This window comes from Pseudomonas sp. MF09156 (assembly GCF_059862305.1).
On sequence record NZ_JCBCUR010000003.1, the window covers coordinates 219,029 to 243,784 of the forward strand.

A 24,756-nucleotide genomic window follows, 5' to 3' on the forward strand; every position below is an offset into this window, starting at 1 on the left:
GCCGGGACGGGCGGCGGCGGTCAAACTCACTGTAATCAGCTTAGTGGCGAACTGACTGGGATGCCGATAGTCCAAGCCCCATCTCTTTCGCTCTTCTCCGCTTTATGAAGGACGCCCATGTCGCTGTTAAAAGTCGCCTCCGTGGCCTGTATTGCCTTGACGCTCGGCGCTTGCCAGAGCCTGTTCCAATCCAGCTACCGTGCACCACTGGAAGCCACCCGCGATGCATCCGAGGTGGTGCAACCCGGCTGCACCACCGCCGACTGCCCGCTGGTGAACATCGATACCGTGCATTTCGCCAACGAGCCCAAGCTCGATGCGCTGATCGAGCAACGCCTGCTGGAAATGACCCGCACCACGCCCGGCGCCCCATTGCCAGCGACACTGAACGCCTATCGGGAAAAATTCCTGCGCGAGTCCGGCCCGCGCAACAGCATGTACTTGCAGGCCAAGGTACGGGAGCAGCATGACGGCTTGGTGATCATCGAACTGTCCAGCTACCTGGACACCGGCGGCGCCCATGGCGAACCTGGCCGCGGCTTCATCAACTACTCGCGCCAGCAGCAAAAAAACCTGACCCTGGCGGACATGCTGCGCCCCGGCAAGGAAGACGCGTTCTGGAAAGCCGCCCAGGTGGCCCACAACAGCTGGCTGATCAGCACCCGCCTGAGCCTGGAGCCGGACTACGTGAAAAGCTGGCCCTTCCAGAAAACCCCGAACGTGGCGCTGACCTACGGCGCGGTGGTGCTCAAGTACCCTACCGCCACCATCGCGCCCTACGCCATGGGCCACGTCGAGTTGCAGATTCCTTACGCTCGCCTCGACGGCATCATCAAGCCTGAGCTGGTGCCCGTGCGCCGCTGAAGGCGCGCCCGAGGATAAATTGCAGCAGCCCTGCCAGCACCAGTGCCGGCAGGGTCGCGCCAACATCCGGGTACAGATTGGCCAGCAGGTGATAGGTACTGATGCCCCCCAACCAAGCCAGCAGCGCCGGCCAACGCAGGCTTGCAACCAGCGCCTGGCCACGCCGGCGCAGGATGAAGTGGTCTACCAGCACCACGCCAAACAGCGGCGCGAATACCGAGCCGATCAACAGCAGGAAGTTCTGATACTGGGCCAAGGGCGCAAAGCAGGCGATCAGCGTGCACACCAGCCCAATCGCCAGCGCCAGGTGCTCGACTTTCAGGCGCAACAGCATGCCGCTGGACACCGCCGCCGAGTGGATGTCGGCGAAGGCGTTTTCTGACTCATCCAACACAATCAGCAGCAGCGGAATCCCCAGGCCAGCCCCGGCCAACGCCAACAACAGCGCATTGACTTCACCACTGGGCGCGAACGCCAGGGTGTAGGCCACGCCCAGGCTCATCAGCCAGAAATTGCCGATAAAAAAGCCCAGGGCCGTGCCGCCGAACACACGGGTGGCGCGCTGGCCGAAACGTGAGTAATCGGCAATCAGCGGCAGCCAGGACAACGGCATGGCAATGGCGATATCAAACCCGACGGCAAACGGCAGCGAACCGTCGCCAGCCTGGGCCCACAGCGCGGCCAGGTCAGCCTTGGCGAACAGGTTCCAGGTCAGCCACAGGCACGCCGCCAGCAGCAGCCAGATTCCCCATTTGCGCAGGATCTTTCGCACAAAGGTCAACGGGCCGCTGATTGCAAGCAAGGTGGCGAGGCCGCCGAAAAACACGGTCCAGAGCAACGGGCTGGCCAACAGGCTGCCTGCACTGAAGGCGCGGGTGCCCAGCAGGCTAGCGGCATCGCGCATGACGATGATCTCGAACGAACCCCAACCGATCAGTTGCAACAAGTTCAACAGCGCCGGCAGGCTGGCGCCTTTGGCACCCAGGCTGAGCTTGAGGGCGGCCATGGACGACAGGCCGGTGTCACTGCCGATCACCCCTACGGCGGCCAGTAACAGCACGCCCACCAGGGTCCCGAGGAAGATGGCCAGCAACGCCCCCGACAGGCCAAGCCCCGGCGCCAACAGTGCACCGGTTTGCAGGACCATCAGGCCGATGCCGAGGGAAAACCACAGGGAAAACAGATCGCGGGCGCCGAAGACACGTTTGTCTATTGGGACTGCAATGTCGGGAGAGTAGGTACTCGGTTGAATGCTCAAGGGGGTCATCTCAGAGGGACATTTGTTATTGGAGAGATTGCTATCGCGGGCAAGCCCGCTCCCACACATTCAAAGATGTGGGAACGGGCTTGCCCGCGATGAGGCCAGTAGAAGCACCTCCAATCCCAAGTCAGACCTTTTTATAGAGCTGACTGCCTTCCTGCTTGAACCGCTGCGCCTGCTCGGCCAGGCCCTTGGCCACATCCACGTCCACCGCCTCGATACGCTGGTTGGCCGCGTATTCGCGCACTTCCTGGGTGATTTTCATCGAGCAGAATTTCGGCCCGCACATCGAGCAAAAGTGCGCGACCTTGGCCGAATCCTTGGGCAGGGTTTCGTCGTGATAGGAGCGCGCGGTGTCCGGGTCCAGGCCGAGGTTGAACTGGTCTTCCCAGCGGAACTCGAACCGTGCCTTGCTCAACGCGTTGTCGCGGATCTGCGCACCGGGATGGCCCTTGGCCAAATCCGCCGCGTGGGCCGCAATCTTGTAGGTAATGATCCCGGTCTTCACGTCATCCTTGTTCGGCAAGCCCAGGTGCTCCTTGGGCGTGACGTAGCAAAGCATGGCGCAACCGAACCAGCCGATCATCGCCGCGCCGATGCCCGAGGTGATGTGGTCGTAGCCGGGCGCGATATCGGTGGTCAGCGGGCCCAGGGTGTAGAACGGCGCTTCGTCGCAGCACTCCAGCTGCTTGTCCATGTTCTCCTTGATCAACTGCATCGGCACGTGGCCGGGGCCTTCGATCATGGTTTGCACGTCGTGCTTCCAGGCGATTTTGGTCAGCTCGCCGAGGGTTTCCAACTCACCGAACTGCGCCGCATCGTTGGCGTCGGCAATCGAGCCCGGGCGCAGGCCATCGCCGAGGGAGAAGCTGACGTCATAGGCCTTCATGATTTCGCAGATTTCGTCGAAATGGGTGTAGGTAAAGTTCTCTTTGTGGTGTGCCAGGCACCACTTGGCCATGATCGAGCCGCCACGGGACACGATGCCGGTGACGCGCTTGGCGGTCAGCGGTACATAGCGCAGCAACACACCGGCGTGGATGGTGAAGTAATCGACGCCCTGCTCGGCCTGCTCGATCAAGGTGTCGCGGAACAGTTCCCAGGTCAGGTCTTCAGCGGCACCGCCGACTTTTTCCAGGGCCTGGTAGATCGGCACGGTACCGATCGGTACCGGCGAGTTGCGGATGATCCACTCGCGGGTTTCGTGGATGTGCTTGCCCGTGGACAGGTCCATCACCGTGTCCGAGCCCCAGCGAATGCCCCAGGTCAGTTTCGCCACTTCTTCTTCGATGGACGAACCCAGGGCGCTGTTGCCGATGTTGCCGTTGATCTTCACCAGGAAGTTACGGCCGATGATCATCGGTTCCAGTTCGGTGTGGTTGATGTTGGCCGGGATGATGGCGCGGCCGCGGGCGATTTCTTCGCGCACAAATTCCGGGGTGATGATTTTCGGCACGCTGGCCCCGAAGCTGTGCCCGGCGTGTTGCTGGTCGAGCAGGCCACTGGCACGGGCTTCTTCAAGCTTCATGTTTTCGCGGATGGCGACGTATTCCATCTCGGCGGTAATGATGCCCTGGCGTGCGTAGTGCATCTGCGTGACGTTGGCCCCGGCCTTGGCGCGGCGCGGGTTTTTCACATGGGCAAAACGCAGGGCGGTCAGCTCGGCGTCGCTCAGGCGCTGTTGGCCGAAGTGCGAACTCAGGCCCGGCAGGCGCTCGGTGTCGCCACGGGATTCAATCCACGGCGAGCGCACATCGCCCAGGCCTTTGCGCACGTCAATGATCACGTTGGGGTCGGTGTACGGGCCAGAAGTGTCGTAGACCACCACGGGCGCATTGATCTCGCCGCCAAAATCGGTGGGGGTCACGTCCAGGCTGACTTCGCGCATCGGCACGCGGATATCCGGGCGAGTGCCCTGCACATAGACTTTTTGCGAGCGGGTAAACGGCTGCACGGATCCCGAGTCAACCTTGGCCGACTCACTCAAATGCACGGTGTTTTTTAGTTTTGTACTCATCACGGGCTCTCCAGACACATCCAGGCAGTGGATTTTTGTCGGAGCGAACCTGTGACGGACGGACGCACTGGAAGCAGTGCTGTGCTTGGCGCACGAGGGCTGTTCGATTGTCGAACAACATCCCGGACGAAGCACAAGAGGACTCGCCGGGTGACGAGAAATCTTGTTCCCTACGCAGGCGCTAACCTGATCAGGTTCAACGGGATCCGGTATTTACCGATCTCAGCCTCATAGCAAGGCACCCCGACAAGAACGCGGCCAGTCTAGACCATGGAGCAGGCAAATTGCCAATAGCGGTGCATTCAGCGTGATGAATGGCGCAATTACAGGATTGTTGTGCGGGGGTGTGGCCACTACACTCGCCTACTGTCTCAACGCCTTGACGCTATGGATTGCTCGTCGTAGCCTTGGGCGCTAAATTATCGCCGTAATATTTATCTAGGGATCGCCTCATGCTGCGCAAACTTTCACTGGCTCTTGCCGTGTCTTGTGCGACCAATGGAATGGTCTGGGCAGCAGAAGCGCCCTTGTCGACCAAAACCGACTTGGTCAGCGTCTACCAGGAAGCGGTGGACAACAACGCCGACCTGGCCGCCGCCCGCGCCCAGTACGGCGCGCAGAAAGAAGTGGTGCCCCAGGCCCGCGCCGGCCTGCTGCCCAACCTCTCGGCCGGTGCCGACGTGAACAACGTGCGCACCCAGATCGACACACCGTCGGCTACCGCCAATCGCGACGCCCATACCTGGCGCGCAACCCTGAGCCAGCCGCTGTTCCGCGCCGACCGCTGGTTCCAGTTGCAAGCTGCCGAAGCGGTCAATGAACAAGCCGCACTGCAGCTGTCGGCCACCGAGCAGGAACTGATCCTGCAAAGCGCGGAAAACTACTTCGCCGTGCTACGCGCCCAGGACAACCTGGCCTCGACCAAGGCCGAAGAGGCCGCCTTCAAGCGCCAACTGGACCAGTCCAACGAGCGTTTTGACGTGGGCCTGTCGGACAAGACCGACGTGCTGCAATCCCAGGCCAGCTACGACACGGCGCGGGCCAACCGGATCCTCGCCCAGCGCCAGGTGGATGACGCGTTTGAAGCGCTGATCACCCTGACCAACCGCCAGTACAACGCGATCCAGGGCATTGTCCATACCCTGCCCGTTTTGCCGCCAGCACCCAACGACGCCAAGGCCTGGGTCGACACCGCCGGGCGCCAGAACCTGAACCTGCTGGCCAGCAACTATGCGGTCACCGCCGCCGAAGAAACCCTCAAGCAACGCAAGGCCGGCCACGCGCCGACCCTGGACGCGGTGGCGCAATACGAAAAAGGCGACAACGACGCCCTCGGTTTCAGCAACCCCAACGCCTTCGGCCAGCCCTATCGTGGCGACGTCGAGCAACGCACCATCGGCCTGCGCCTGAATATCCCGCTGTACAGCGGCGGCCTCACCAGCTCCCAGGTACGCGAATCCTATTCGCGCCTGGGCCAGACCGAACAGCAACGCGAAGGCCTGCGCCGCCAGGTAGTGGAAAACACCCGCAACCTGCACCGCGCGGTGAACACCGATGTAGAACAGGTGCAGGCACGCCGCCAGTCGATCATCTCCAACCAGAGCGCAGTGGAAGCCACGGAAATCGGTTACCAGGTGGGCACACGCAATATCGTCGACGTGCTCGACGCCCAGCGCCAGCTGTACACCTCGGTGCGCAACTACAACAACAGCCGTTATGACTACATCCTCGACAACCTGCGCTTGAAACAGGCGGCGGGAACGTTGAACCCGGGGGATCTGCAGGACCTGGCGCGCTACCTGAAGGCTGACTACAACCCGGACAAGGATTTCCTGCCGCCGGACCTGGCCAAGGCCGCGGCCGAACAACTGAAGGCCCGCCCCAGTAACTAAACCCACCACATGACAAATGTGGGAGCGGGCTTGCCCGCGATACAGGCGCCTCGGGTTATCTGCAACACCGAGGTGATGCTATCGCAGCGATGCGGCGACCCGACAAGCCAGCTCCCACAGTTGGTGTGTGGTATGTGCAAAGTCCTGTGCCCAACCGAGATCCCTGTGGGAGCGGGCTTGCCCGCGATGGCGGTGGGTCATGTAAGGATGTGCTGACTGGCCTACCGCTATCGCAGCGATGCGGCGACCCGACAAGCCAGCTCCTACATTTTTGACCGAGCTGGGTCAGGGTTTGAGCAGTCTGTCCAAGCCATCGAGCAAACGCTTCAACGCGCCCTGATTGGCCTGCATCACCTTAAGCCCCGCCAGCGCCCGCTTGTGCGCATCCTGTGGCAGTTCGAACAGTTGCCGCACTACCTCGGCCAACCCCTGGGCATCATCCACTTCCTGCAACGCCCCGGCGTCGCGCATCATTGCGGCGATTTCGAGGAAGTTGAACAGGTGCGGGCCGCTGATCACCGGCTTGGCCAGCGCCGCAGGCTCCAGCAGGTTGTGCCCACCGTTGGGCACCAGGCTGCCGCCGACAAAGGCGCTGTCGGCCAAGGCGTAGAGAAACAGCAGCTCGCCCATGGTGTCGCCAAGCAATACCGAGGTGTCGGCATCGACCGGCGCCCCACTGGAGCGCTGCACCGTGGCAAAACCCTGCTGCTGGCACAGCTCCAGCACCGTGTTGAACCGCTCCGGATGACGGGGCACCAGGATCAACAGCGCGTTGGGGTAGCTGGCGAGCAACTGCCGGTGGGCTGCCAGCACCACTTCATCTTCGCCCTCGTGGGTACTGGCGGCGATCCATACCGGGCGCTCGCTGGCCTGCCACTGCTCACGCAACGCGGCGGCGCGTGCCAAAAGCGCTGGGTCGATGGTCAGGTCGAACTTGATCGAGCCGGTGACTTCGACCGTTTCCGGGCGCGCGCCCAGGCTGCGAAAGCGCTCGGCCTCGGTGGCGGTCTGCACCGCGAACAGGCTCATGTCTGCCAGCATCGGCGCAGTCAATTTGGCGAAACGCCCGTAACCTTTGGCCGAACGTGCCGACAGCCGCGCATTGGCCAGGGCTACTGGAATCCCGCGCTTGGCGCATTGGTGAATATGGTTGGGCCACAGCTCGGTTTCCATGATGACCGCAAGCCTGGGCTGGACCCGGTCCAGAAAACGCTTGGCGGCACACGGCAAATCGTAGGGCAAGTAGCAATGCTGGATGCGCGGCTCGTTGGCAAACAGTGCCTGGATCCGCTCGGAACCGGTGGGCGTCATGCAGGTGACGGTGATCGGCAGCTGTGGATGACGCTCCAGCAAGCCGCGGATCATCGGTGCGGCGGCGATGCTCTCGCCCACCGACACCGCGTGCACCCAGATCCCGCCGGGTTTGAGTACCGGCAAACCGTAGGAAAAGCGCTCGCTGACGCGCTTGGCGTAGGCCGGCGCCTTGCGGGCACGTAGCCATAGTCGTAAGGCCACCAACGGCAGCGCCAGGTAAAACAGACAGCTGTAGAGAGTTCTATTCATGGCGGCGGAGTTTATCGGCTTTTTCAGCCGATCGCCTGCAAACACGCGGTAAAACGTTCGGCCAGAAAGCGCGCGGCCGGACCCAGGGGCTCATCGCGCCGCCACACCAGTTCCACCACCAAGGCCGGCGGCGTCCATTCGCTGTCCAGCTCGACCATCTGCCCGTGATAGGTCGGGTATTGCACCACATGCCGGGGCAACCAGGCCCAGCCCAGGCCACGGGCCAGCCATTCGGCCAGCACATAGAAGCTGTCGGCGCGCCACACCTGCGGGCTGGCCGCCTCGCTGCCGGGGTAGACGCTGGTCTGGGTCGACATCAGCAATTGGCGAAACTGCGCCAGGCGCTGGCAATCGACAAAACCTTCCCTGGCCAGCGGATGCCCGACGCCACACACCGTGACCATCTCCACACTGCCAACCACCCGCCGCTCAAGGGCTTCGGGGATCTGGTCGTGGTAAAACAGCAACCCCAGGTCAGCCTTGCGCTCCACCAGCTTGCGCGCGACATCGCCCTGGGCCGTGCTGGACAACTGCACCTCCAGGCTGGGAAATTTCCCCGCCAGCGCCTCTAGGCTGTCGAGTACCGGCTGATAGAGCATGGCTTCGTCCTGGGCCAGGCGCAGCCGTGCTTCTTCGCCGCGCATCAACGACAGGGCGCGGCCATTGAGGCGCTCACACTGGCGCAGCACTTCCCGGGCCTCCTCCAGCAGCACAGTGCCGGCCTCGGTCAGGCGTGGCTGGCGACCGCTACTACGCTCAAACAGGCTCACGCCCAGGTCGGCCTCCAGCAAGGCAATGCCATTGCTCACCGCCGACTGCGCCTTGCGCTGGTGCCGTGCCACCGCCGAAAACGAGCGCTGCTCGGCGACGCTGACAAACAGGCGCATCTGCTCCAGGTTCCATTGCACGCTCATTGGCCAAACCCATCTTAAATTCGGATAGGTAATGACTTTACCCCATCTACGGATTCTCTAGAATGCCGGCCTTGTTATGCGCCCCTATTTCCGAGGAACACCCCCATGAACGCCGCCTACTACTACCTGGCCATTGCCATTTGCTCGGAAGTGATCGCCACCGTTTCCATGAAAGCGATCAAGGGCTGGAGCACGCCAATCCCGCTGCTGCTGGTTATCGTCGGCTACGGCGTAGCGTTCTGGATGCTCACGCTGGTGGTGCGCACCGTACCGGTGGGCGTGGCCTACGCGGTTTGGGCGGGGCTGGGGATCGTCATGGTCAGCATCGCAGCGCTGTTTATCTATGGGCAGAAGCTCGATCTGCCGGCGATGCTGGGGATGGGCTTGATCGTGCTGGGCGTGGTGGTGATTCAGTTGTTTTCGAAAACAGCCGGCCACTGACCTTCTACAGTTGTTGATCCTGGGCAAAGATCCCGCTGTCGAGTCTGTATACTTGGCCTCTTGTTCTGAACACTGAGGTCGCCCATGCCATCCGTTATTTCCACCGACGTCCTGATTGTCGGCGCCGGGGTTGCCGGCCTCTGGCTCAACGCGCGCCTGCGCAGCCAGGGGTTTTCCACGATTGTGGTGGAGAACGCGACCCTGGGTGGCGGGCAGAGCGTGAAGTCCCAGGGGATCATTCACGGTGGTGCGAAATACGCCTTGCACGGTGCCCTGACCGGCGCTTCCGAAGCCATTGCCGACATGCCGCGACGCTGGCGTGAAGCGCTGGCGGGCACCGGCGAGCTGGACCTGACGGGCGTGCGCCTGCTGTCCCAGGCCCATTACCTGTGGTCGCCCGGCACCCTGGCCGGCAACCTCACCAGTTTCTTCGCCAGCAAGGCGGTGCGTGGCCGCGTCGACCAGGTCAAGGGCGACGATTTGCCGCCGGCCCTGCAAGACCGCCGCTTCAAGGGCAAGGTCTATCGCCTGGCCGAACTGGTGGTGGACGTGCCGAGCCTGATCGAACGCCTGGCGCAACTGGCCGGCGACGGCCTGCTCGCCGGGCAACAGATCGAGCCGCTGCTGGAAGGCGGCATCCTGGTCGGCCTGAAAGTCGATGGCCGGGCGATCCGCGCCCAGCGCATCGTGCTGAGTGCCGGCGGCGGCACCGCCGAGCTGTTGAGCGCCCTGGGCCTGAGCCAGCCGGCCATGCAAAAGCGCCCGCTGCATATGATCATCGCCAAGGGCCCCGGCCTCAAACCCCTGTACGCGCACTGCCTGGGCGGCGGCACCAAGCCACGGATCACCATCACCACGCACCCGGCCGCCGATGGCAATTGGGTGTGGTACATGGGCGGTGATATTGCCGAGACCGAAGGCGTTCACCGCACGCCCGCCGAGCAAATCGCCACTGCGCAAAAGGAGCTGGCGCACCTGCTGCCGTGGATCGACATGAGCCAGACCCAGTGGGCAACCCTGCGGGTGGATCGCGCCGAACCCCTGCAAACGGGCCTGACCCGGCCAGACAACGCGTTCCTCGCCGAACAGGGCCGCCTGTTGGTGGGCTGGCCAACCAAGCTGGCCCTGGCGCCGGACTTCGCCGACCGCGTGCTCAGCGCCCTGGAACGTGACGGCATCCAGCCAACCCCAAGCACGCCGCTGCCTGAACTGCCACGCCCAGCCATCGCCCAACCCGCCTGGGAGCAATTGTTGCCATGAGCCTGCCGACCCTGCATGACCTTCATCGCCCCCTGGGCAGCACCGGCCTGCTGGTATCGCCGCTGGGCCTGGGCACCGTGAAGCTGGGCCGCGACCAGGGGGTGAAGTACCCCAATGGTTTTCAGATCCCCAATGATGAAGAAGCGCGGATGTTGCTGCGCCAGGCGCGCGAGCTGGGGATCAACCTGATCGACACCGCACCGGCCTACGGCCATAGCGAAGAGCGCCTGGGGCCGCTGTTGCGCGGCCAGCGCCAGGACTGGGTGATTGTCAGCAAGGTCGGCGAAGAGTTTGCCGACGGCGTGTCCCACCATGACTTCAGCGCGGCCCATACCCGGCTCTCCGTGGAGCGCAGCCTGAAACGCCTGGAAACGGATTTCATCGACCTGGTGCTGGTGCATTCCGACGGCAATGACTTGCATATCCTTAATGACTGCGAGGTCTACCAGACCCTGGCGCAGCTCAAGGCCGAGGGCAAAATTCGCGGCTTCGGCTTCTCCGGCAAAACCGTCGAAGGCGGCGTGAAGGCTCTGGAACAAGGCGATTGCGCCATGGTCACCTACAATCTGAACGAGCAAAACGAAAAAGCCGTGATCGATTACGCCGCCGCCCATGGCAAAGGCATCCTGGTGAAAAAGGCCCTGGCCAGCGGCCATGCATGCCTTGAGCCTGGAGTGGATCCAATTCATGCCAGTTTCGTCTTGTTGTTTGCGCAAACGGGCGTGGCCAGTGCTATTGTCGGGACCATCAACCCGCTGCACCTTGCCCATAACGTGGCAACCGCTGCCAAGATCATTCGCCAATCCTGATGCCGCCGACGCGGCCGACCCCGACGCAAGAAGGAGCCGACATGCCGCGAACGCTCATAAGAAAAAACCCCAGTAACTTTAAAACACTGCCGCTGTACGTCGAAGCCACCCCCGAAGGCCTGAGCTACCAGAGCGTGGGCATGCCGCTCAACTTTGCCCAGACTCTGCAACGGCGCAAGCCGGTGGAGGTGGCGGATGCCGAACGCTTCGCCCTGGAACTGGCCAACCTCGGCGTATCGGTGCGCCTGACACTGCACTGGCAAAACCGCGATTACTGGGTGTTGGTGCGCCAGCGCCGGCAGGACCGTGGCGATGTGGTGCTCAAGCTGATTTCCGGCTACGTGCCGGCCCATGAACTGAACCTGCCGTTGCACACGGCCATCCAGGAAATCGCCGAGGAATGCCTGCTGGAAACCCCGGAAGGCTGGCTCGGCGGGCGTTTCAACGACACCTGGCTGCCGGCGCCCTACTCCAGCGCGCTGCATTACCGTGAGGCCTTGCCGTTTCGCCTGTCACCGCTGTCCGGCGCCGCCCGCCCGGTGCGCTGCGCCAGCATGCAACTGATCGAACGCCCCCGGGCCTATGTGCACCTGCCCACGGCCTCCCTGCAATTGATCTATGACCTGCGCCTGGAAGTGCCCAAGGAAGCCAAGTCCTTGAGCCTGTTCCATGTGGACGAACGCCTGGAGGGTGATCAACTGGTGGCGCGCCTGGACCGCCAGCGCCCGGACCTGTACCTGATGCCCCTGAAGGACGGCCAGCCGTGCGCCGAGCTGTATACCCTGAAGAAGGATCAACTGATCCCGGCGAGCACGCGCGGCTTGTACCTGGCCGAGAGTTTTGCCCAGCAGGAAGGCTGGCTGGTGCGCGATGAGCGGATCCGCTGGAAGGACTGGCTCAGGCAACAGGGCCTGAGCGCACCAGAGAAGGAATCGAAGTTGAGCCAGTTGACCGGGCGGGCCAGGCAGATCTTGCGCAAGATGGTGCCGAAGAAGGCGGGTCGCTGAAGCAGCCCCGCCTGTGGCGAGCGGTTTCTACTGGTTGAGTAGTTTTTCCAGCCCAACCGTCAGCGGCGTCGGCTCAGGCAATGTGAAGCTCGCCGCCAAGCGCTGGTTGTTGGCCCTGGAATGCCGGATATCCCCCGAGCGCGGCGCGGTGTAGCTGACAGCCGGCAACGACCCGACGATTTGCGACAGCGCCTGCAGCAACTGCTTGAGGGTGGTGGTGCGGTTCCAGCCGACATTGATCGCGCCCAGCGGCGCATCGGCCATTTCCACGGCTTGCACCAGCACGGCCACCAGATCCCCGACGTACATGAAGTCACGGGTTTGCTCACCGTCGCCGAACACGGCAATCGGCAGGCCTTTTTGCGCGCGCTCGCTGAAGATGCTGATCACCCCGGAATACGGCGATGAAGGATCCTGGCGCGGCCCAAAGATGTTGAAGAAGCGGAAAATCACCGGCTCCAGGCCATGCTGACGACGGTAGAAGTCAAAGTAGTGCTCGCTGGCCAGCTTGTCCGAAGCGTATGGCGTCAACGGTGCCTTGGCGGTTTGCTCATCGATGGAGTCGCCTTCGCCGTTGTTGCCATACACCGCCGCACTGGAAGCAAACACCACACGCTTGACCCCAGCCTGGCGCATGGCTTCGCAGACATTGAGGCTACCCACGAAGTTGCTCTGGTGCGTACTGACCGGGTCATCCACCGACGCCTGCACCGAAGCGACTGCCGCCAGGTGCACTACCGCCGTAACCCCTACCGCTGCACGAGCGACCAGTGCGGCATCGGCCACATCGCCTTCGAGCAGTTGCAGGCGTGGGTTGTCCAGCGGCAGGTTGCTGCGCTTGCCGGTGGACAGGTTATCCAGCACGCGCACCGCGTAGCCCTTGGCCAGCAGTGCATCGACCAGATTGGAACCGATAAAGCCAGCACCACCGGTAATCAGTACGAGAGCATCAGACATAGCGGCAAACCCTATTGAGCGGCATCGTTGGTTTGGCGAATTTTTTCGACAATCGCGGTGGTCGAGCTGTTTTCCACCAACCCCAGGACTTTGACCTTGCCGCCATAGGCGTTGACGATATCGGCGCCGACGACCTGGTCGACCGAGTAGTCGCCGCCCTTGACCAACACGTCCGGCTTGACCTGGGCCAGCAGGTTTTCCGGGGTGCCCTCGGAGAAACTGATCACCCAGTCCACCGCGCCCAACCCAGCCAGGACCGCCATGCGCCGATCCACACTGTTGATCGGCCGGCCAGGGCCTTTGAGGCGGCTGACCGAAGCGTCGTCGTTGATCGCCACGATCAGGCGATCACCCTGGGCGCGGGCCTGCTCCAGGTAAGTCACATGGCCGGCGTGCAGGATGTCGAAGCAACCGTTGGTGAAAACGATGCTTTCGTTATGGGCACGGGCATCGTCAATCGCCAGCAGCAACTGCTCAAGGCTCAACACGCCACGCTCCGAGCCTTCCTCGCGCTGGATCGCACGGCGCAGTTCCGGGGCGCTGATGGATGCCGTACCCAGTTTGCCCACCACGATGCTCGCCGCCAGGTTGGCCAGGGCCACCGCGTGGGGCAATTCCTCACCGGCTGCGATCGCCGCCGCCAGGGTGGAAATAACGGTGTCGCCGGCGCCGGTGACGTCGAACACTTCCCGCGCTCGCGCCGGCAAGTGCATGGCCGGGTGGCCGGGGCGCAGCAGGGTCATGCCGTGTTCGCCACGGGTCACCAGCAAGGCGCCGAGGTCGAGGTCGGCCATCAGGCGTGCGCCTTTGCTCACCAAGTCGTGCTCATCGACACAACCGCCGACGATGGTTTCAAATTCGCTGAGGTTCGGCGTGATCAGGCTGGCGCCCCGGTAGACCGAGAAGTCCTTGCCCTTGGGATCGGCCAGCACCGGGATGCCCCGGGCCTTGGCGGCCTGGATCAGCACCTGGTGGTTTTTCAACGCGCCTTTGCCGTAGTCCGACAGCACCAGCACCTTGATGCCTTCGAGCAACGTGTCGACCTGGTCACTGAGGGCCAGGGCGTCGGTGGCGAAGGGTTCTTCAAAATCGATACGCAGCAATTGCTGGTGACGGCTCATGACCCGCAGCTTGACGATGGTCGGCTGGTGGGCAATGCGCTGGAACAGGGCACGCACGCCAGCGCCGCGCAGGCTGTTGGTCAGGCTGTCGGCGGCTTCGTCGTCACCGGTCACGCCGACCAGGGAGGCCGGGGCGCCGAGTGCAGCGATGTTAAGGGCGACGTTGGCAGCGCCGCCTGGACGGTCTTCGATTTGCTCGACCTTGACTACCGGTACCGGTGCCTCAGGGGAAATCCGTGAGGTACCGCCATGCCAGTAACGGTCGAGCATGACATCGCCGACCACCAAGACAGGGGCTTGATCGAATCGCGGCATGGACAACTTCATGGAGCAACCCACATACAAAATGAACAGGGGCGCGATATTAGCACAGGGAAAAGCATCGACCGATTCAATCCTGGCGGTCGATCCCAGCCTGGCTGCAATAGCGCCTCAATAGGCATCTGTCACGTGGGAGGGCGCCACAGGGTCACCTTCTTCGAACTCCTTGGCGTGCAAGCGGGCGTAGTAACCGTTCTTCGCCAGCAGCTCGACATGGGTGCCGCGCTCGACAATCTGGCCGTCGTCCATCACCAGGATCAGGTCGGCTTTCTCGATGGTGCTCAGGCGGTGGGCAATCACCAGGGTCGTGCGGTTCTTCACCACATGGTCCAGGGCCGCCTGGATATGGCGCTCGGACTCGGTGTCCAGGGCCGAAGTCGCCTCGTCGAGAATCAGCAGCGGCGCATCCTTGAGCAAGGCCCGGGCAATCGCAATGCGCTGGCGCTGGCCGCCAGACAGCAGCACGCCATTCTCGCCCACCAGGGTTTCGTAGCCCTGGGGCATCTTCACGATGAACTCGTCGGCATAGGCTTCGCGAGCGGCATGGTGCACCGCGTCGGCGGGCGCGCCGGCCAGGTCGCCATAGGCGATGTTGTTGGTCACGGTGTCATTGAACAAGGTGACCTGCTGGGTCACCAGGGCAATTTGCCGGCGCAGGTTGCGCAGGGTGAAATCCTGCACGCGTACGCCGTCGAGCAGAATCTGCCCCTGTTCGTGCTGATAGAAGCGCGGAATCAAGCCCGCCAGGGTCGACTTGCCGCTGCCCGAACGCCCCACCAGCGCGACCATTTGCCCAGGCTCGACGATAAAGCTGATGTCGTTGAGCACCTTCTTGTCGCTTTCCGGGTATTGGAAGCTGAGGTTGCGCACTTCAATGCGCCCAGCCAGACGTTCATGCTCGATCACGCCCTGGTCGACTTCGACCGGCTCATCCAACTGCTCGAAAATACTCTCGGCACCCGCCACGCCCTTTTGGATGGTCGAGCTGACTTCGGACAGCTGGCGAATCGGCTTGGGCAACAGGCCGGCCATGGTGATGTAGGCCACCAGGTCGCCGGGCGAGGCATCGCCACGCAAATACAGGACCAGGAACATGACCACGGCCATCGCACTGTAGGTCACCAACTGCAGCATCGGCGTGTATACCGCGCCGGTCTTGGTCATCGCCAGTTGTTTCTCGGTATTGCTCAGGCTCGCCTGCTCGAAGCGCACCTTTTCATATTGCTCGCCGCCAAAGCTGCGGACCACACGGTAGCCGTGGATCGTCTCGGAGGCCACATGGGTCACGTCGCCCATGGACACCTGGATTTTCTTGCTTTGCTTGCGGAATTTACGGCTGGTGCTGTTCACCATCATGCCGATCACCGGCAGGATCGCCAGCATCACCAGGGTCAGCTTCCAGTTCATCCACACCAGGGTGCAGAACAGGAAAATCACGGTCATGCCTTCGCGGATAACCACCTTGATCGCATCGGTGGCAGCACCGGTGACCATGGTCACGTTGAAGGTAATGCGCGAAATCAGGTGGCCGGAGTTGTTCTTGTCAAAAAAGCGGTTGGGCAACTCCAACAGTTTGTTGAACAGCACCACGCGCAGGTCGTGGACCAGGCCCAGGGAAACCCGTGCCAGGAAGAAGTTGCCGAGGAACGAACCCACGCCCTGCCAGGCCGCGATCAGCACGATCATCAGCGGCACGGTTTCCAGTAACTGCAACTTGCCCAGATAGGGGTTGCCGGGGAACAGGCTGGCCTCGGGATTCGCCAGGCCATCGACGAAATACTTGAGGATATAAGCGAGCATCGGTTGGGTCGATGCGAAGATCAGGAACCCGACGATACTCAGGATGAACAGACCCACATAAGGCCGTACGTAAGTCAGGAGGCGGAAGTAAATCGCCAGCGTCGACTGGGTTTTCGGTTCAGGACTGCTCATGGGAATCCGCGCAAATCAATAAGGCGCGGATCATATCACAGGCCTCTTCGCCCCAAAAAACATGAGCAGGGGCCAGCCTTGCATCAAGTCGGTTAAGATAACCGGCTATTGATGGGAGTCAGGCATGCAAGTAATCGATCACAACACCTATGAGGCATTGCGCGCCGGCGCGCAGGTGCTGGAAGCCGATGGTTCTGGCGACAAGGTGCTCCGGTTGACCGATGGTTGCATGCTCAAACTGTTCCGGCGCAAGCGCCTGCTCAGTTCGGCGCTGTTCTACCCGTATGCCCAGCGCTTCGCCAACAACACCCGCGCATTGCAGCAACGGGATATCCCCTGCCCGCGCATCATTGCGGTGTATCGCATTCCCAGCATTGCGCGGGACGCGGTGTATTACAGCCCGCTGGCCGGGGAAACCATCCGCCAGTTGAAACTCGCCAAGGCCGAGGCCGACGCCTTGCGTGTGCGCCTGGGCTGTTTCATTGCGCAACTGCATGAGAAGGGCGTGTACTTTCGCTCGCTGCACTTTGGCAACGTGGTCCTGACTCCGGAAAACACCCTGGGGCTGATCGACATTGCCGACCTGAGTTGCCAGGCCGCCGCCCTGAGCCAGAGCAAGCGCCTGCGTAACTTCAGCCATCTGCGGCGCTATCCCGAGGATCGGCAATGGCTGCTGGGCGATGATGCCGGGCAAGCCTTCTTCGATGGCTATCGCCAGGGCTTGCCGGCCGGCAGTCAGCAGGCGCCGCTGATTGAGCGCCTGCGGCAATTACTGGACTGACTTCACCGGGTGATGATCAGCACCGTGGCGCCTCGGCGATTGGCGAAGCGCTCGACGATGCGCATGTTGCGCTCGGCCAGCCAACTGATGAGCCAGGGCTCGTTACCGCGGGCCTCGATCAGGAAATAGCGGAATTGATCCGCATAGGCCGGCGACATCGCCGCTTCCCGGGTCAATTGCTTGAGCAGATAACCACGCCCGGCGTAATAACCGATCCGGCCGTCATCGAAATACGCTGGGACATCCGGCTCGACATTCGCCGCCATCCAGCGCCCCGCGTCAACGTACTGGACCTTGCCCGGCCCGGTGGACACCACATTGGACAACATCACCAAAAGGCAGACCGCCACCAGGGCCTTGCCCAGGCGCGGGAACTGTTGGGCAAACATCTGCATCGCCAAGGCCAGCGCCGGCACAAACAGTAGGTTCAGGAAGCTCATGTAGCGCAAGTTCATGAACTGCTGCTGGATAAAGAACAGCAGCAATACCAACAGGTACAACAGCGCCGCCCAGGCAAAAGGCCGGTATTCGTGCCAGTAGCGCTTGATCGCCTGCCAATTGCGGCCACGCAAAAACGGCACGGCAAACGGACCGCAAATATTTACAAAGCCGATGGCCATGGCCGCCAGGATGCCAAAAAAGATGATGCGTCCGGCTTCATCCTGGGAGTACTTGTTGATCAGCGAGTTGGCGAACTGATCGCGCAGCAAGTCAAACGACGCCAGCACCTGGTTGGGGTTGATCAAGCCCAGATAGTAGTCAACGCGAGCCGATGTAAAACCATCCGTGGCCGAGACCAGCACTATCCCCGCCACGACACCCAACAGCGGCAGCGCCACAAACTGCAGGAGCGCCAGGCGCCGCTCGCGCACCCACAGGCCAGGCAACTGCCATAAGCCCAACGCCGGCAACAGCAACAACGCTTCCAGCCGGAAGGCTGCCGCCGCGACAATCGCCAGGTGGATGATTGCCGCCCGCAGCCATCCACCGCGGGCCTGCCAGCGCATGGCCAGCCAAAGCGTCAGGATGCAGAAGAACCAGAAGCCGAACTCACGCAGGATCTCGCCACGAAACTGGTTGAACGCAGGCATCGCCAACACCACCAGGCAAGCCCAAGGCGCCACCTGCACCGAGCGCTGGCGCACGCAGTCAACCAGTAGCGCACAGGTACCGGCAGCAAACAGCGAACACCACAAGTACGCACTCAGTTCTATGGGCAGGGCTGAAACCGAATGGGTGCCCGCCAGGAGCAGGGAGAACCAGGGCCAGTTGAATACGGCAAAGGCGGCTTTCGGGCCATGGACGTGAGCGTCCTGGGCAATGGTCAGGTAGAAAGCCGCATCACGTCCGACAGTCGCTGCGCCCAGCACAGCGATCAGGGACAGCAGCAGGCTCCCAAAAAATGCCACTCGAACGGGATGCTCGACGACAATACTCAACACCCGGGCCCACAACTTGCTGCCTATTCCAACCACACCCCCCCCTTAAAACCTGGCGTCACATCGCGTGCACAAGATTTGAAAACATACATTTCAGAAAAACCACTGCACCACGAAAACCCAGCGCCCAGTCATTGCAATCAACTCTGGCGCTGCATAGGTAATTCCCGGCGTAGCGTAACAGGCTATAAAGCGCTTACTTGAACATCAGCTGAAGCGCCTTGCGTGTGTACGACCAGCGCGTCAGGGCGCGCCAGTCGGTACGTACCGCCTGGCAGTAAAACTGCCTGGCGAGCGTGTATTCCCCAGCACTGAAGCAATTGCGAAACAACGACAGGCAGCGCTGCGCGAGAAACGCACTGCGCAGGCCTTGCAACTCTGCTGGCATACGCACCGGCGAAAACACCTCGTCTACCAGGCTCACGCCAGCGGCGACACTGTGGTTGATGTCATGTCGCAAGCTGTCCGCATGCTTGTAGATCAGCGCCAGTGGCTGGTCGATGACCGTGCAAGGCACGCGCGCCAGGGCCTGGGCAAACACCGGGATATCCTCGGCATTACGCATGCGCTCCGGGTAGTTGCCCACCGCGAAGATGTCGCGGTGCATGGCGCAAGCGCCATTGGAGATCGCGATGGTCTTGTCCAGCAAGTACCCGCGCACCCGCTGGTATGGGGTGGCAGGCAGCGGCTTGACGGCATGCAGGCGGCGCTTGCCATCTTCAAATACCGACCAGTGGCCACCGATGATCAGGCGGCTATCCGGGTGAGCAGCAATATGCTGCGCAACCAGGGCCAGGGCGCCTGGGGCCATTTCATCATCGGCGTCGAGGAACATCAGGTACTGGCCCGCAGACTCCTCAATCCCGCGATTGCGCACCGAGGCCAGGCCGCCATTGGGCTTGCGCAGGGCCTGGAAACGCCCGGGGTGCTTGGCCAGCAGAGCTTCCAGCACCTGCGGCGTCTCATCGGTAGAGCCGTCATCAATCACCAACAGCTGCGCATCGGCTTCGTCGAGTTGCGCCAGCACCGACTCAACCGCGCGCCCCAGGGTGCGCGCGTAGTTGTAGGCCGGGATGACGACGCCAATCAGTGCTTCAGTCAACGGCTTGCCCTTCCACACCGTCTTTGACGACCAGGATGTCTTCCATGATCAGGTACTGCAGATCGGAGCCGAAGAACATGTTCAGGGCGTCGGTCGGCGAGCAGATCATCGCTTCGCCGCGGCGATTGAGCGAGGTGTTCAGGGACACACCGTTGCCGGTCAGCACTTCCAGCTCTTTCATCATGTCGTAGTAGCGCGGGTTGTACTCGCGCTTGAGCACCTGGGCGCGGGAGGTGCCATCTTCATGGACTACTTCCGGCACGCGGGTTTTCCACTCTTCGGCCACTTCAAAGGTGAAGGTCATGAACGGGGCCGGGTGATCGACCTTGATCATCTGCGGGGCCACGGTGTCGAGCATCGACGGGCAGAAAGGCCTCCAGCGCTCGCGGAACTTGATCTGGTGGTTGATCCGGTCAGCCACGCCCACGGCGCTCGGGCAACCAATGATCGAACGTCCGCCCAGGGCGCGCGGGCCGAACTCCATGCGGCCCTGGAACCAGGCCACCGGATTGCCGTCGACCATGATCTGGGCGATGCGCTTGGGCATGTCGTCGATCTGGCGCCACTTCGGCTTGCTCGGGTGCTTGGCGCACGCGGCAATCACTTCTTCATTGCTGTAGGACGGGCCGAGATAGACGTGTTCCATCTTCTCTACAGGTACCCCACGGGCATGGGACACATAGGCCGCCGCGCCCACGGCAGTGCCGGCATCGCCGGACGCCGGCTGCACGAACAGCTCCTTGACGTCGTCGCGGGCAATGATCTTCTGGTTCAACTTGACGTTCAGCGCGCAGCCGCCGGCGAAGGCCAGCTTGCCGGTTTCCTTGAGGATATCGCCCAGGTAATGGTCGATCATCTGCAAGGCCAGTTTCTCGAACAGCGCCTGCATGCTGGCTGCGTAGTGGATGTACGGCTCGTCGGCGATGTCGCCTTCACGCTTGGGACCCAGCCACTCAATCAGTTTTGGCGAGAAGTAGAAGCCCTTGCCCTTCTCTTTATAGCGGCGCAGGCCGATGACGTTGGCGTAGTCGGTGTTGATCACCAGCTCACCGTTTTCAAAGGAGGCCAGGCGCGAGAAGTCGTACTTGCTGGCATCGCCATAGGGTGCCATGCCCATGACCTTGAACTCGCCGTCGAGCATTTCAAAGCCGAGGAACTCGGTGATCGCGCCGTACAGGCCGCCCAGGGAGTCCGGATCGTAGAATTCCTTGATCTTGTGGATCTTGCCGTTTTCGCCGTAACCGAAGAAGGTGGTGGCGTACTCACCTTTACCGTCGATCCCGAGGATCGCGGTCTTCTCCTGGAAACCCGAGCAGTGATAGGCGCTGGAAGCGTGGGCCAGGTGGTGTTCAACCGGCTCGATCTTGATCTTCTTCGGATCGAAGCCCAGTTGCTCCAGGCACCAGACAATCTTGTTGCGGTAGCGCTTGTAGCGCCGGTTGCCCATCAGGATCGCGTCAAGGGCGCGGTCCGGGGCATACCAGTAACGCTTGGCATAGTGCCAGCGGGCCTCGCCGAACAGGCTGATCGGGGCAAACGGGATCGCCACCACATCAACGTCGGAGGGTTTGATGCCAGCCTGTTCCAGGCAGAACTTCGCCGACTCGTAGGGCATGCGGTTCTTTGCATGTTTATCGCGTACGAAGCGCTCTTCTTCGGCGGCCGCGATCAGCTTGCCGTCGATATACAACGCTGCGGAAGGATCATGGCTAAGGGCGCCGGACAGGCCAAGAATCGTCAATGCCACTGGGGTCTAGCCTCTTTTAGTCTGCATGCAGGCGCTGGCGCCTGAAAAAATGTGAGCCCCTCGCCTCGGCGAGAAAAGCTAAAGGGCGGGATTATAGCTTAAAAGCGGCAAAACGCCTCTAGCCGCAAATGGCACGGAGAAACAAGAGGCATCATCGGAAAATCTCGATACTGCCGTCTCGATTTTGCCGGTAGACGGTGTAGGGCAGTACCAAAGTATCGAGAACGCCAGATAGCACGAAATCAATGGCTATCCACGGCACCGAGGCGATCTGCTGGTCTTCCAGGCTTTTTTTGCTGTTGGGTTCGCCATTGAGGGAGCAGAAGTCATACACCACCCCGCTGTAGATACGGGGCACGCTCTCGCAGTGGCTGCGCAGGTCCTTGAGCTTCTGGCTGGCCACCGCATCTTCGCGAAACACCGTATTCAGGGTGCCGCAGGCCGTGGTCGAAAGGACAATGGCGGCGAGCAGCAGAATGTTTGTAGGATTCACGGGTAACCCTCTTTGGTATGGGGCGCACAGCCTAACCCAAGACTGTGTAAGACGAATATGCCGGCATTTTGCGGGAATATTCTTCAAAAAACGCCGCGCAGAATCGTTAAACTCGCGCCCTTTTTCCGCGCCCGCGCTGCGCGTCATGGAAGTTGGTTTGCTCATGAAAGTTGTTGCCCCCACGTGTTTTGCGATGTTGCTCCAGAGCCTGCCGGGCCTGCAGCAAACTGCCCTGGCCGAAGATGCCCTGCTGATCCTCGACCCCAGCGTGGTGACAGGTTCGCGCAGCGCCAGTCGCAGCTTCGACCTGCCCTACTCGGTGGACAGCATCAGCCGTGAGCAGATCAGCGACGGCCAGTTGGGTATCAATGCCTCGGAGGCCCTGTCCCGCGTGCCGGGGCTGGTGGTACAGAACCGCCAGAACTACGCCCAGGACCTGCAGATTTCCTCCCGCGGCTTTGGCGCGCGCTCGGCGTTTGGCGTGCGCGGGATCAAGCTGATTGCCGATGGCATCCCCGCCAGCACCCCGGATGGCCAGGGCCAGGCCGCCACCTTCAACCTCGACACAGCGGACCGCATCGAAGTACTGCGCGGCCCGGCCGCCACCCTGTATGGCAGCAACGCCGGCGGGGTGATCCAGATGTTCTCGCGCAATGGCGAAGGCCCGCCCCGTATCGGCGCCGAAACCCTGTTTGGCAGCGACGGCCTGAACAAGAATCACCTCAGCGCCGAAGGTGCGGTGCAGGGCGCCGGGTTTGTCCTCGATGCCTCGCGCATGGACACCGACGGCTACCGCGACCACAGCAGCGCCCGCCGTGACCAGACCTTCGCCAAGCTCAACCTCGAACCCGATGACGACAGCAAGCTGGCCCTGATCTATAGCAGCCTGGAGCAAAACGGCACCCAAGACCCGCTGGGGCAAACCTGGGCAGGCTACAAGGCCGACCCGCGTTCGGTAAACAGCAATGCCCTGGCGTACAACACGCGCAAGAGCATTGATCATCAGCAACTGGGGATGAATTACGAGCGGTACATTGGCGATGCGACGTTGCAGGTGAATGCCTATACCGGGCGGCGGAGTGTGATTCAGTATTTGTCGATTCCCAAGGGCACACCCACAAATGAGCTTGGCGGCGGCGGCGTGGTGCAATTCGACCGCAAGTTCTACGGCGGTGGCGTGCGCTGGATGCAGCCCATCGACAGCGTGCCGGGCGAATTGATGATCATCACCGGCCTGGACTTCGACCAGAGCGAAGACAGCCGTCACGGCTACAAGAACTACAACGGCATCACCTTCGGCGTGAAAGGCGAATTACGCCGCAATGAAATCGACACCGCCCGCAGCCTCGACCCTTACATCCAAGCCAACTGGGCCATCGAGCGCTGGACCCTGCAAGCCGGGCTGCGCCACAGCACGATGGAAATGGACGTGGATGACCAGTTCCTGAGCAACGGCGATGCCAGCGGCAATAAGACCTACCAGAAGAACACGCCCTCGATGAGCGTGATGTACGCCTTCACCCCAGACCTGCACGGCTACGTCAGCGCCGGCAAGGGCTTCGAAACGCCGACCCAGGCCGAAATGGCCTACGCCCCGGGCGCCATCGAAGGCTTCAACTTCGGCCTGAAGCCGTCAGAAAGCACTCAATATGAAGTGGGCTTGAAGGCGCAGGTGAACAACAGCACGCGGGTCAACGCTGCCGTATTCCAAATAACTACGGAAGATGAGTTGGTGGTCAATGCATCGAAGGATGGACGCACCAGCTACCAAAACGCCGGCCGCACCCTGCGCCGTGGCTTTGAGCTGGGTATCGAAAGCCAACTGAGCGAACAGTGGAGCGCCAACCTCGCCTACACCCGCCTGCAAGCCACCTACGACAGCAACTTCAGCAACAGCGGCAAAACCGTGGACAAGGGCAACTACCTACCCGGCATCCCACAGACCACGCTCTTTGCCGAACTGAACTGGAAACCAAGGGACTGGGTGAGTACCGCCGTCGAAGGTATGTACCGCAGCAAGATCTATGTCGAAGACACCAACCAAAAGCATGCTGCTCCGGCTTACAGCGTTTTCAACTGGCGTGCACGCTTTGAGCAGAAGGTCGAACACTGGACCTTTCACCAGACCCTGCGCCTGGACAACCTGCTGGATCGCCAGTACGTCGGTTCGGTGATTGTCGGCGATGGCAACGATCGTTATTACGAAGCCGCGCCCGGCAGGTCGTGGTATGCGGGCGCAGGAGCCCAGTACAGCTTTTGAGTGATAAAAACCAATGGGCAAATAACATTGCCCATTTGGTTCCCACATTAATAACAGACACTTCCTATAACCCAGCCCCTACACTTTGGAAAAGTACCCACCAAAATCATAAAGAACTATAAACGCAAACACCTACTCAACTTTTGAGCAATCACCCATCAGCCTTTAATTGCCACTCTCCATTAGCCCCGTAAACCAGTTCATGATCTATGGGCTCTCGATAGGGATCACCAAAGTTCACATGACCACCATCACCTTTGCCATTAGAGGCGGTTGGCTGCCATTCCTGGGTATCGGCGTTAAAAAATTCGGCGTCATCACCAGCGGTTGTGTCCTTTGGATTGCGGACACCCGACTGCACTTTATCTATCGGACTTGTTGGATTCACCGGATCTATCGGCTTATTTTTACCGGCCAGATCACTGTAAAAAGAAAACGGTTGAAAACCTGTTATCGAAGTCATTTGCACACTCCCGGAATTAACATTTCGATCACTCAATAAACATCTATATAAGATATTTTTATCACGCGTCGATACAACCTATTAACCCCAACGAACAATGTCCAGAGCACTA

At 61.5% G+C, this 24,756-nt stretch carries 20 protein-coding genes and 1 riboswitch; of the genes, 8 read left to right on the forward strand and 12 right to left on the reverse strand.

Annotated features, from left to right (window positions below; all coding sequences use genetic code 11):
* The first annotated feature begins 117 nt into the window (after window positions 1-117).
* Window positions 118-864, forward strand: a complete 747-nt coding sequence (locus AC19YY_RS10120) for an RsiV family protein (protein WP_169952256.1) — start codon at window positions 118-120, stop codon at window positions 862-864.
* On the opposite strand, the gene cytX is transcribed toward AC19YY_RS10120, so the two are convergent.
* Together cytX and thiC are read right to left on the reverse strand one after the other, a co-directional pair.
* Entirely contained in the window at window positions 833-2,122 is a 1,290-nt protein-coding gene (gene cytX / locus AC19YY_RS10125) for a putative hydroxymethylpyrimidine transporter CytX (protein ID WP_170042438.1), read from the reverse strand. The two genes, AC19YY_RS10120 and cytX, sit on opposite strands and share 32 nt — an antisense overlap.
* Before the next feature lie 130 nt (window positions 2,123-2,252).
* A complete protein-coding gene (thiC, locus tag AC19YY_RS10130) occupies window positions 2,253-4,142 on the reverse strand; it encodes a phosphomethylpyrimidine synthase ThiC (protein ID WP_170058099.1) in 1,890 nt (629 codons plus the stop codon).
* A 150-nt stretch (window positions 4,143-4,292) separates the two neighbouring features.
* Window positions 4,293-4,398: riboswitch (TPP riboswitch) on the reverse strand.
* A gap of 196 nt (window positions 4,399-4,594) precedes the next feature.
* Here thiC and AC19YY_RS10135 point away from each other — a divergent pair.
* Window positions 4,595-6,034, forward strand: coding sequence for a TolC family outer membrane protein (locus AC19YY_RS10135; RefSeq protein WP_169952262.1), 1,440 nt, complete (start codon window positions 4,595-4,597; stop codon window positions 6,032-6,034).
* A gap of 285 nt (window positions 6,035-6,319) precedes the next feature.
* Here the strand turns inward: AC19YY_RS10135 and waaA are convergent, their stop codons facing one another.
* Together waaA and AC19YY_RS10145 are read right to left on the reverse strand one after the other, a co-directional pair.
* Entirely contained in the window at window positions 6,320-7,597 is a 1,278-nt protein-coding gene (waaA, locus tag AC19YY_RS10140; protein WP_169952264.1) for a lipid IV(A) 3-deoxy-D-manno-octulosonic acid transferase, read from the reverse strand.
* Window positions 7,598-7,620: 23 nt separating this feature from the next.
* Window positions 7,621-8,511, reverse strand: coding sequence for a LysR family transcriptional regulator (locus AC19YY_RS10145; protein WP_169952266.1), 891 nt, complete (start codon window positions 8,509-8,511; stop codon window positions 7,621-7,623).
* A 105-nt stretch (window positions 8,512-8,616) separates the two neighbouring features.
* Here AC19YY_RS10145 and AC19YY_RS10150 point away from each other — a divergent pair, with 105 nt between their 5' ends.
* From AC19YY_RS10150 to AC19YY_RS10165, 4 genes are all read left to right on the forward strand, one after another.
* Window positions 8,617-8,952 (forward strand): DMT family transporter, encoded by a 336-nt coding sequence (locus AC19YY_RS10150; RefSeq protein WP_099170110.1) that lies wholly within the window; start codon window positions 8,617-8,619, stop codon window positions 8,950-8,952.
* 84 nt (window positions 8,953-9,036) lie between these two features.
* Window positions 9,037-10,212, forward strand: coding sequence for an NAD(P)/FAD-dependent oxidoreductase (locus AC19YY_RS10155; RefSeq protein ID WP_170058102.1), 1,176 nt, complete (start codon window positions 9,037-9,039; stop codon window positions 10,210-10,212).
* Window positions 10,209-11,021, forward strand: a complete 813-nt coding sequence (locus tag AC19YY_RS10160) for an aldo/keto reductase (protein WP_169952270.1) — start codon at window positions 10,209-10,211, stop codon at window positions 11,019-11,021. The genes AC19YY_RS10155 and AC19YY_RS10160 overlap by 4 nt, the downstream gene beginning before the upstream one ends.
* 41 nt (window positions 11,022-11,062) lie before the next feature.
* A complete protein-coding gene (locus AC19YY_RS10165; RefSeq protein WP_169952272.1) occupies window positions 11,063-12,028 on the forward strand; it encodes a metal ABC transporter ATPase in 966 nt (321 codons plus the stop codon).
* Window positions 12,029-12,055: 27 nt separating this feature from the next.
* On the opposite strand, the gene AC19YY_RS10170 is transcribed toward AC19YY_RS10165, so the two are convergent.
* From AC19YY_RS10170 to msbA, 3 genes are all read right to left on the reverse strand, one after another.
* A complete protein-coding gene (locus AC19YY_RS10170) occupies window positions 12,056-12,985 on the reverse strand; it encodes an NAD-dependent epimerase/dehydratase family protein (RefSeq protein ID WP_169952274.1) in 930 nt (309 codons plus the stop codon).
* A gap of 11 nt (window positions 12,986-12,996) precedes the next feature.
* Window positions 12,997-14,433 (reverse strand): bifunctional D-glycero-beta-D-manno-heptose-7-phosphate kinase/D-glycero-beta-D-manno-heptose 1-phosphate adenylyltransferase HldE, encoded by a 1,437-nt coding sequence (gene hldE, locus AC19YY_RS10175; protein WP_169952276.1) that lies wholly within the window; start codon window positions 14,431-14,433, stop codon window positions 12,997-12,999.
* A 105-nt stretch (window positions 14,434-14,538) separates the two neighbouring features.
* Window positions 14,539-16,359, reverse strand: a complete 1,821-nt coding sequence (gene msbA, locus AC19YY_RS10180) for a lipid A export permease/ATP-binding protein MsbA (protein WP_169992172.1) — start codon at window positions 16,357-16,359, stop codon at window positions 14,539-14,541.
* Window positions 16,360-16,483: 124 nt separating this feature from the next.
* On the opposite strand from msbA, the gene AC19YY_RS10185 reads away from it, so the two are divergent.
* Window positions 16,484-17,140, forward strand: a complete 657-nt coding sequence (locus AC19YY_RS10185; protein ID WP_169952279.1) for a phosphotransferase — start codon at window positions 16,484-16,486, stop codon at window positions 17,138-17,140.
* A gap of 2 nt (window positions 17,141-17,142) precedes the next feature.
* Here the strand turns inward: AC19YY_RS10185 and AC19YY_RS10190 are convergent, their stop codons facing one another.
* The 4 genes from AC19YY_RS10190 to AC19YY_RS10205 all read right to left on the reverse strand — a co-directional run bounded on the left by AC19YY_RS10190 (window position 17,143) and on the right by AC19YY_RS10205 (window position 21,921).
* Window positions 17,143-18,615 (reverse strand): hypothetical protein, encoded by a 1,473-nt coding sequence (locus AC19YY_RS10190; protein WP_169952281.1) that lies wholly within the window; start codon window positions 18,613-18,615, stop codon window positions 17,143-17,145.
* Window positions 18,616-18,775: 160 nt separating this feature from the next.
* On the reverse strand, window positions 18,776-19,681 hold the full coding sequence (locus AC19YY_RS10195; RefSeq protein WP_169952283.1) for a glycosyltransferase family 2 protein: 906 nt from the start codon (window positions 19,679-19,681) through the stop codon (window positions 18,776-18,778).
* Window positions 19,674-21,428, reverse strand: coding sequence for a carbamoyltransferase C-terminal domain-containing protein (locus tag AC19YY_RS10200; protein ID WP_169952285.1), 1,755 nt, complete (start codon window positions 21,426-21,428; stop codon window positions 19,674-19,676). The genes AC19YY_RS10195 and AC19YY_RS10200 overlap by 8 nt, the downstream gene beginning before the upstream one ends.
* A 151-nt stretch (window positions 21,429-21,579) precedes the next feature.
* The gene (locus AC19YY_RS10205; protein ID WP_346266505.1) at window positions 21,580-21,921 is read right to left on the reverse strand and encodes a YceK/YidQ family lipoprotein; all 342 of its coding nucleotides are present in this window, start codon (window positions 21,919-21,921) and stop codon (window positions 21,580-21,582) included.
* A 163-nt stretch (window positions 21,922-22,084) separates the two neighbouring features.
* On the opposite strand from AC19YY_RS10205, the gene AC19YY_RS10210 reads away from it, so the two are divergent.
* On the forward strand, window positions 22,085-24,181 hold the full coding sequence (locus tag AC19YY_RS10210) for a TonB-dependent receptor family protein (protein ID WP_500604135.1): 2,097 nt from the start codon (window positions 22,085-22,087) through the stop codon (window positions 24,179-24,181).
* Window positions 24,182-24,332: 151 nt separating this feature from the next.
* Here AC19YY_RS10210 and AC19YY_RS10215 read toward each other — a convergent pair whose 3' ends face one another.
* Window positions 24,333-24,644, reverse strand: a complete 312-nt coding sequence (locus tag AC19YY_RS10215) for a hypothetical protein (RefSeq protein ID WP_170042423.1) — start codon at window positions 24,642-24,644, stop codon at window positions 24,333-24,335.
* Window positions 24,645-24,756: the final 112 nt, after the last annotated feature.

What these genes read in the sequence shown, in the direction of transcription:
- AC19YY_RS10150 (WP_099170110.1), top strand. Translation starts at nt 8,617, where the DNA reads ATGAACGCCGCCTACTACTACCTGGCCATTGCCATTTGCTCGGAAGTG.
- AC19YY_RS10160 (WP_169952270.1), top strand. Translation starts at nt 10,209, where the DNA reads ATGAGCCTGCCGACCCTGCATGACCTTCATCGCCCCCTGGGCAGCACC.
- AC19YY_RS10210 (WP_500604135.1), top strand. Translation starts at nt 22,085, where the DNA reads ATGAAAGTTGTTGCCCCCACGTGTTTTGCGATGTTGCTCCAGAGCCTG.
- thiC (WP_170058099.1), bottom strand. Translation starts at nt 4,142, where the DNA reads ATGAGTACAAAACTAAAAAACACCGTGCATTTGAGTGAGTCGGCCAAG.
- AC19YY_RS10170 (WP_169952274.1), bottom strand. Translation starts at nt 12,985, where the DNA reads ATGTCTGATGCTCTCGTACTGATTACCGGTGGTGCTGGCTTTATCGGT.
- AC19YY_RS10215 (WP_170042423.1), bottom strand. Translation starts at nt 24,644, where the DNA reads ATGACTTCGATAACAGGTTTTCAACCGTTTTCTTTTTACAGTGATCTG.
- AC19YY_RS10120 (WP_169952256.1), top strand. Translation starts at nt 118, where the DNA reads ATGTCGCTGTTAAAAGTCGCCTCCGTGGCCTGTATTGCCTTGACGCTC.
- AC19YY_RS10145 (WP_169952266.1), bottom strand. Translation starts at nt 8,511, where the DNA reads ATGAGCGTGCAATGGAACCTGGAGCAGATGCGCCTGTTTGTCAGCGTC.
- AC19YY_RS10155 (WP_170058102.1), top strand. Translation starts at nt 9,037, where the DNA reads ATGCCATCCGTTATTTCCACCGACGTCCTGATTGTCGGCGCCGGGGTT.
- msbA (WP_169992172.1), bottom strand. Translation starts at nt 16,359, where the DNA reads ATGAGCAGTCCTGAACCGAAAACCCAGTCGACGCTGGCGATTTACTTC.
- AC19YY_RS10185 (WP_169952279.1), top strand. Translation starts at nt 16,484, where the DNA reads ATGCAAGTAATCGATCACAACACCTATGAGGCATTGCGCGCCGGCGCG.
- hldE (WP_169952276.1), bottom strand. Translation starts at nt 14,433, where the DNA reads ATGAAGTTGTCCATGCCGCGATTCGATCAAGCCCCTGTCTTGGTGGTC.
- AC19YY_RS10165 (WP_169952272.1), top strand. Translation starts at nt 11,063, where the DNA reads ATGCCGCGAACGCTCATAAGAAAAAACCCCAGTAACTTTAAAACACTG.
- AC19YY_RS10135 (WP_169952262.1), top strand. Translation starts at nt 4,595, where the DNA reads ATGCTGCGCAAACTTTCACTGGCTCTTGCCGTGTCTTGTGCGACCAAT.
- waaA (WP_169952264.1), bottom strand. Translation starts at nt 7,597, where the DNA reads ATGAATAGAACTCTCTACAGCTGTCTGTTTTACCTGGCGCTGCCGTTG.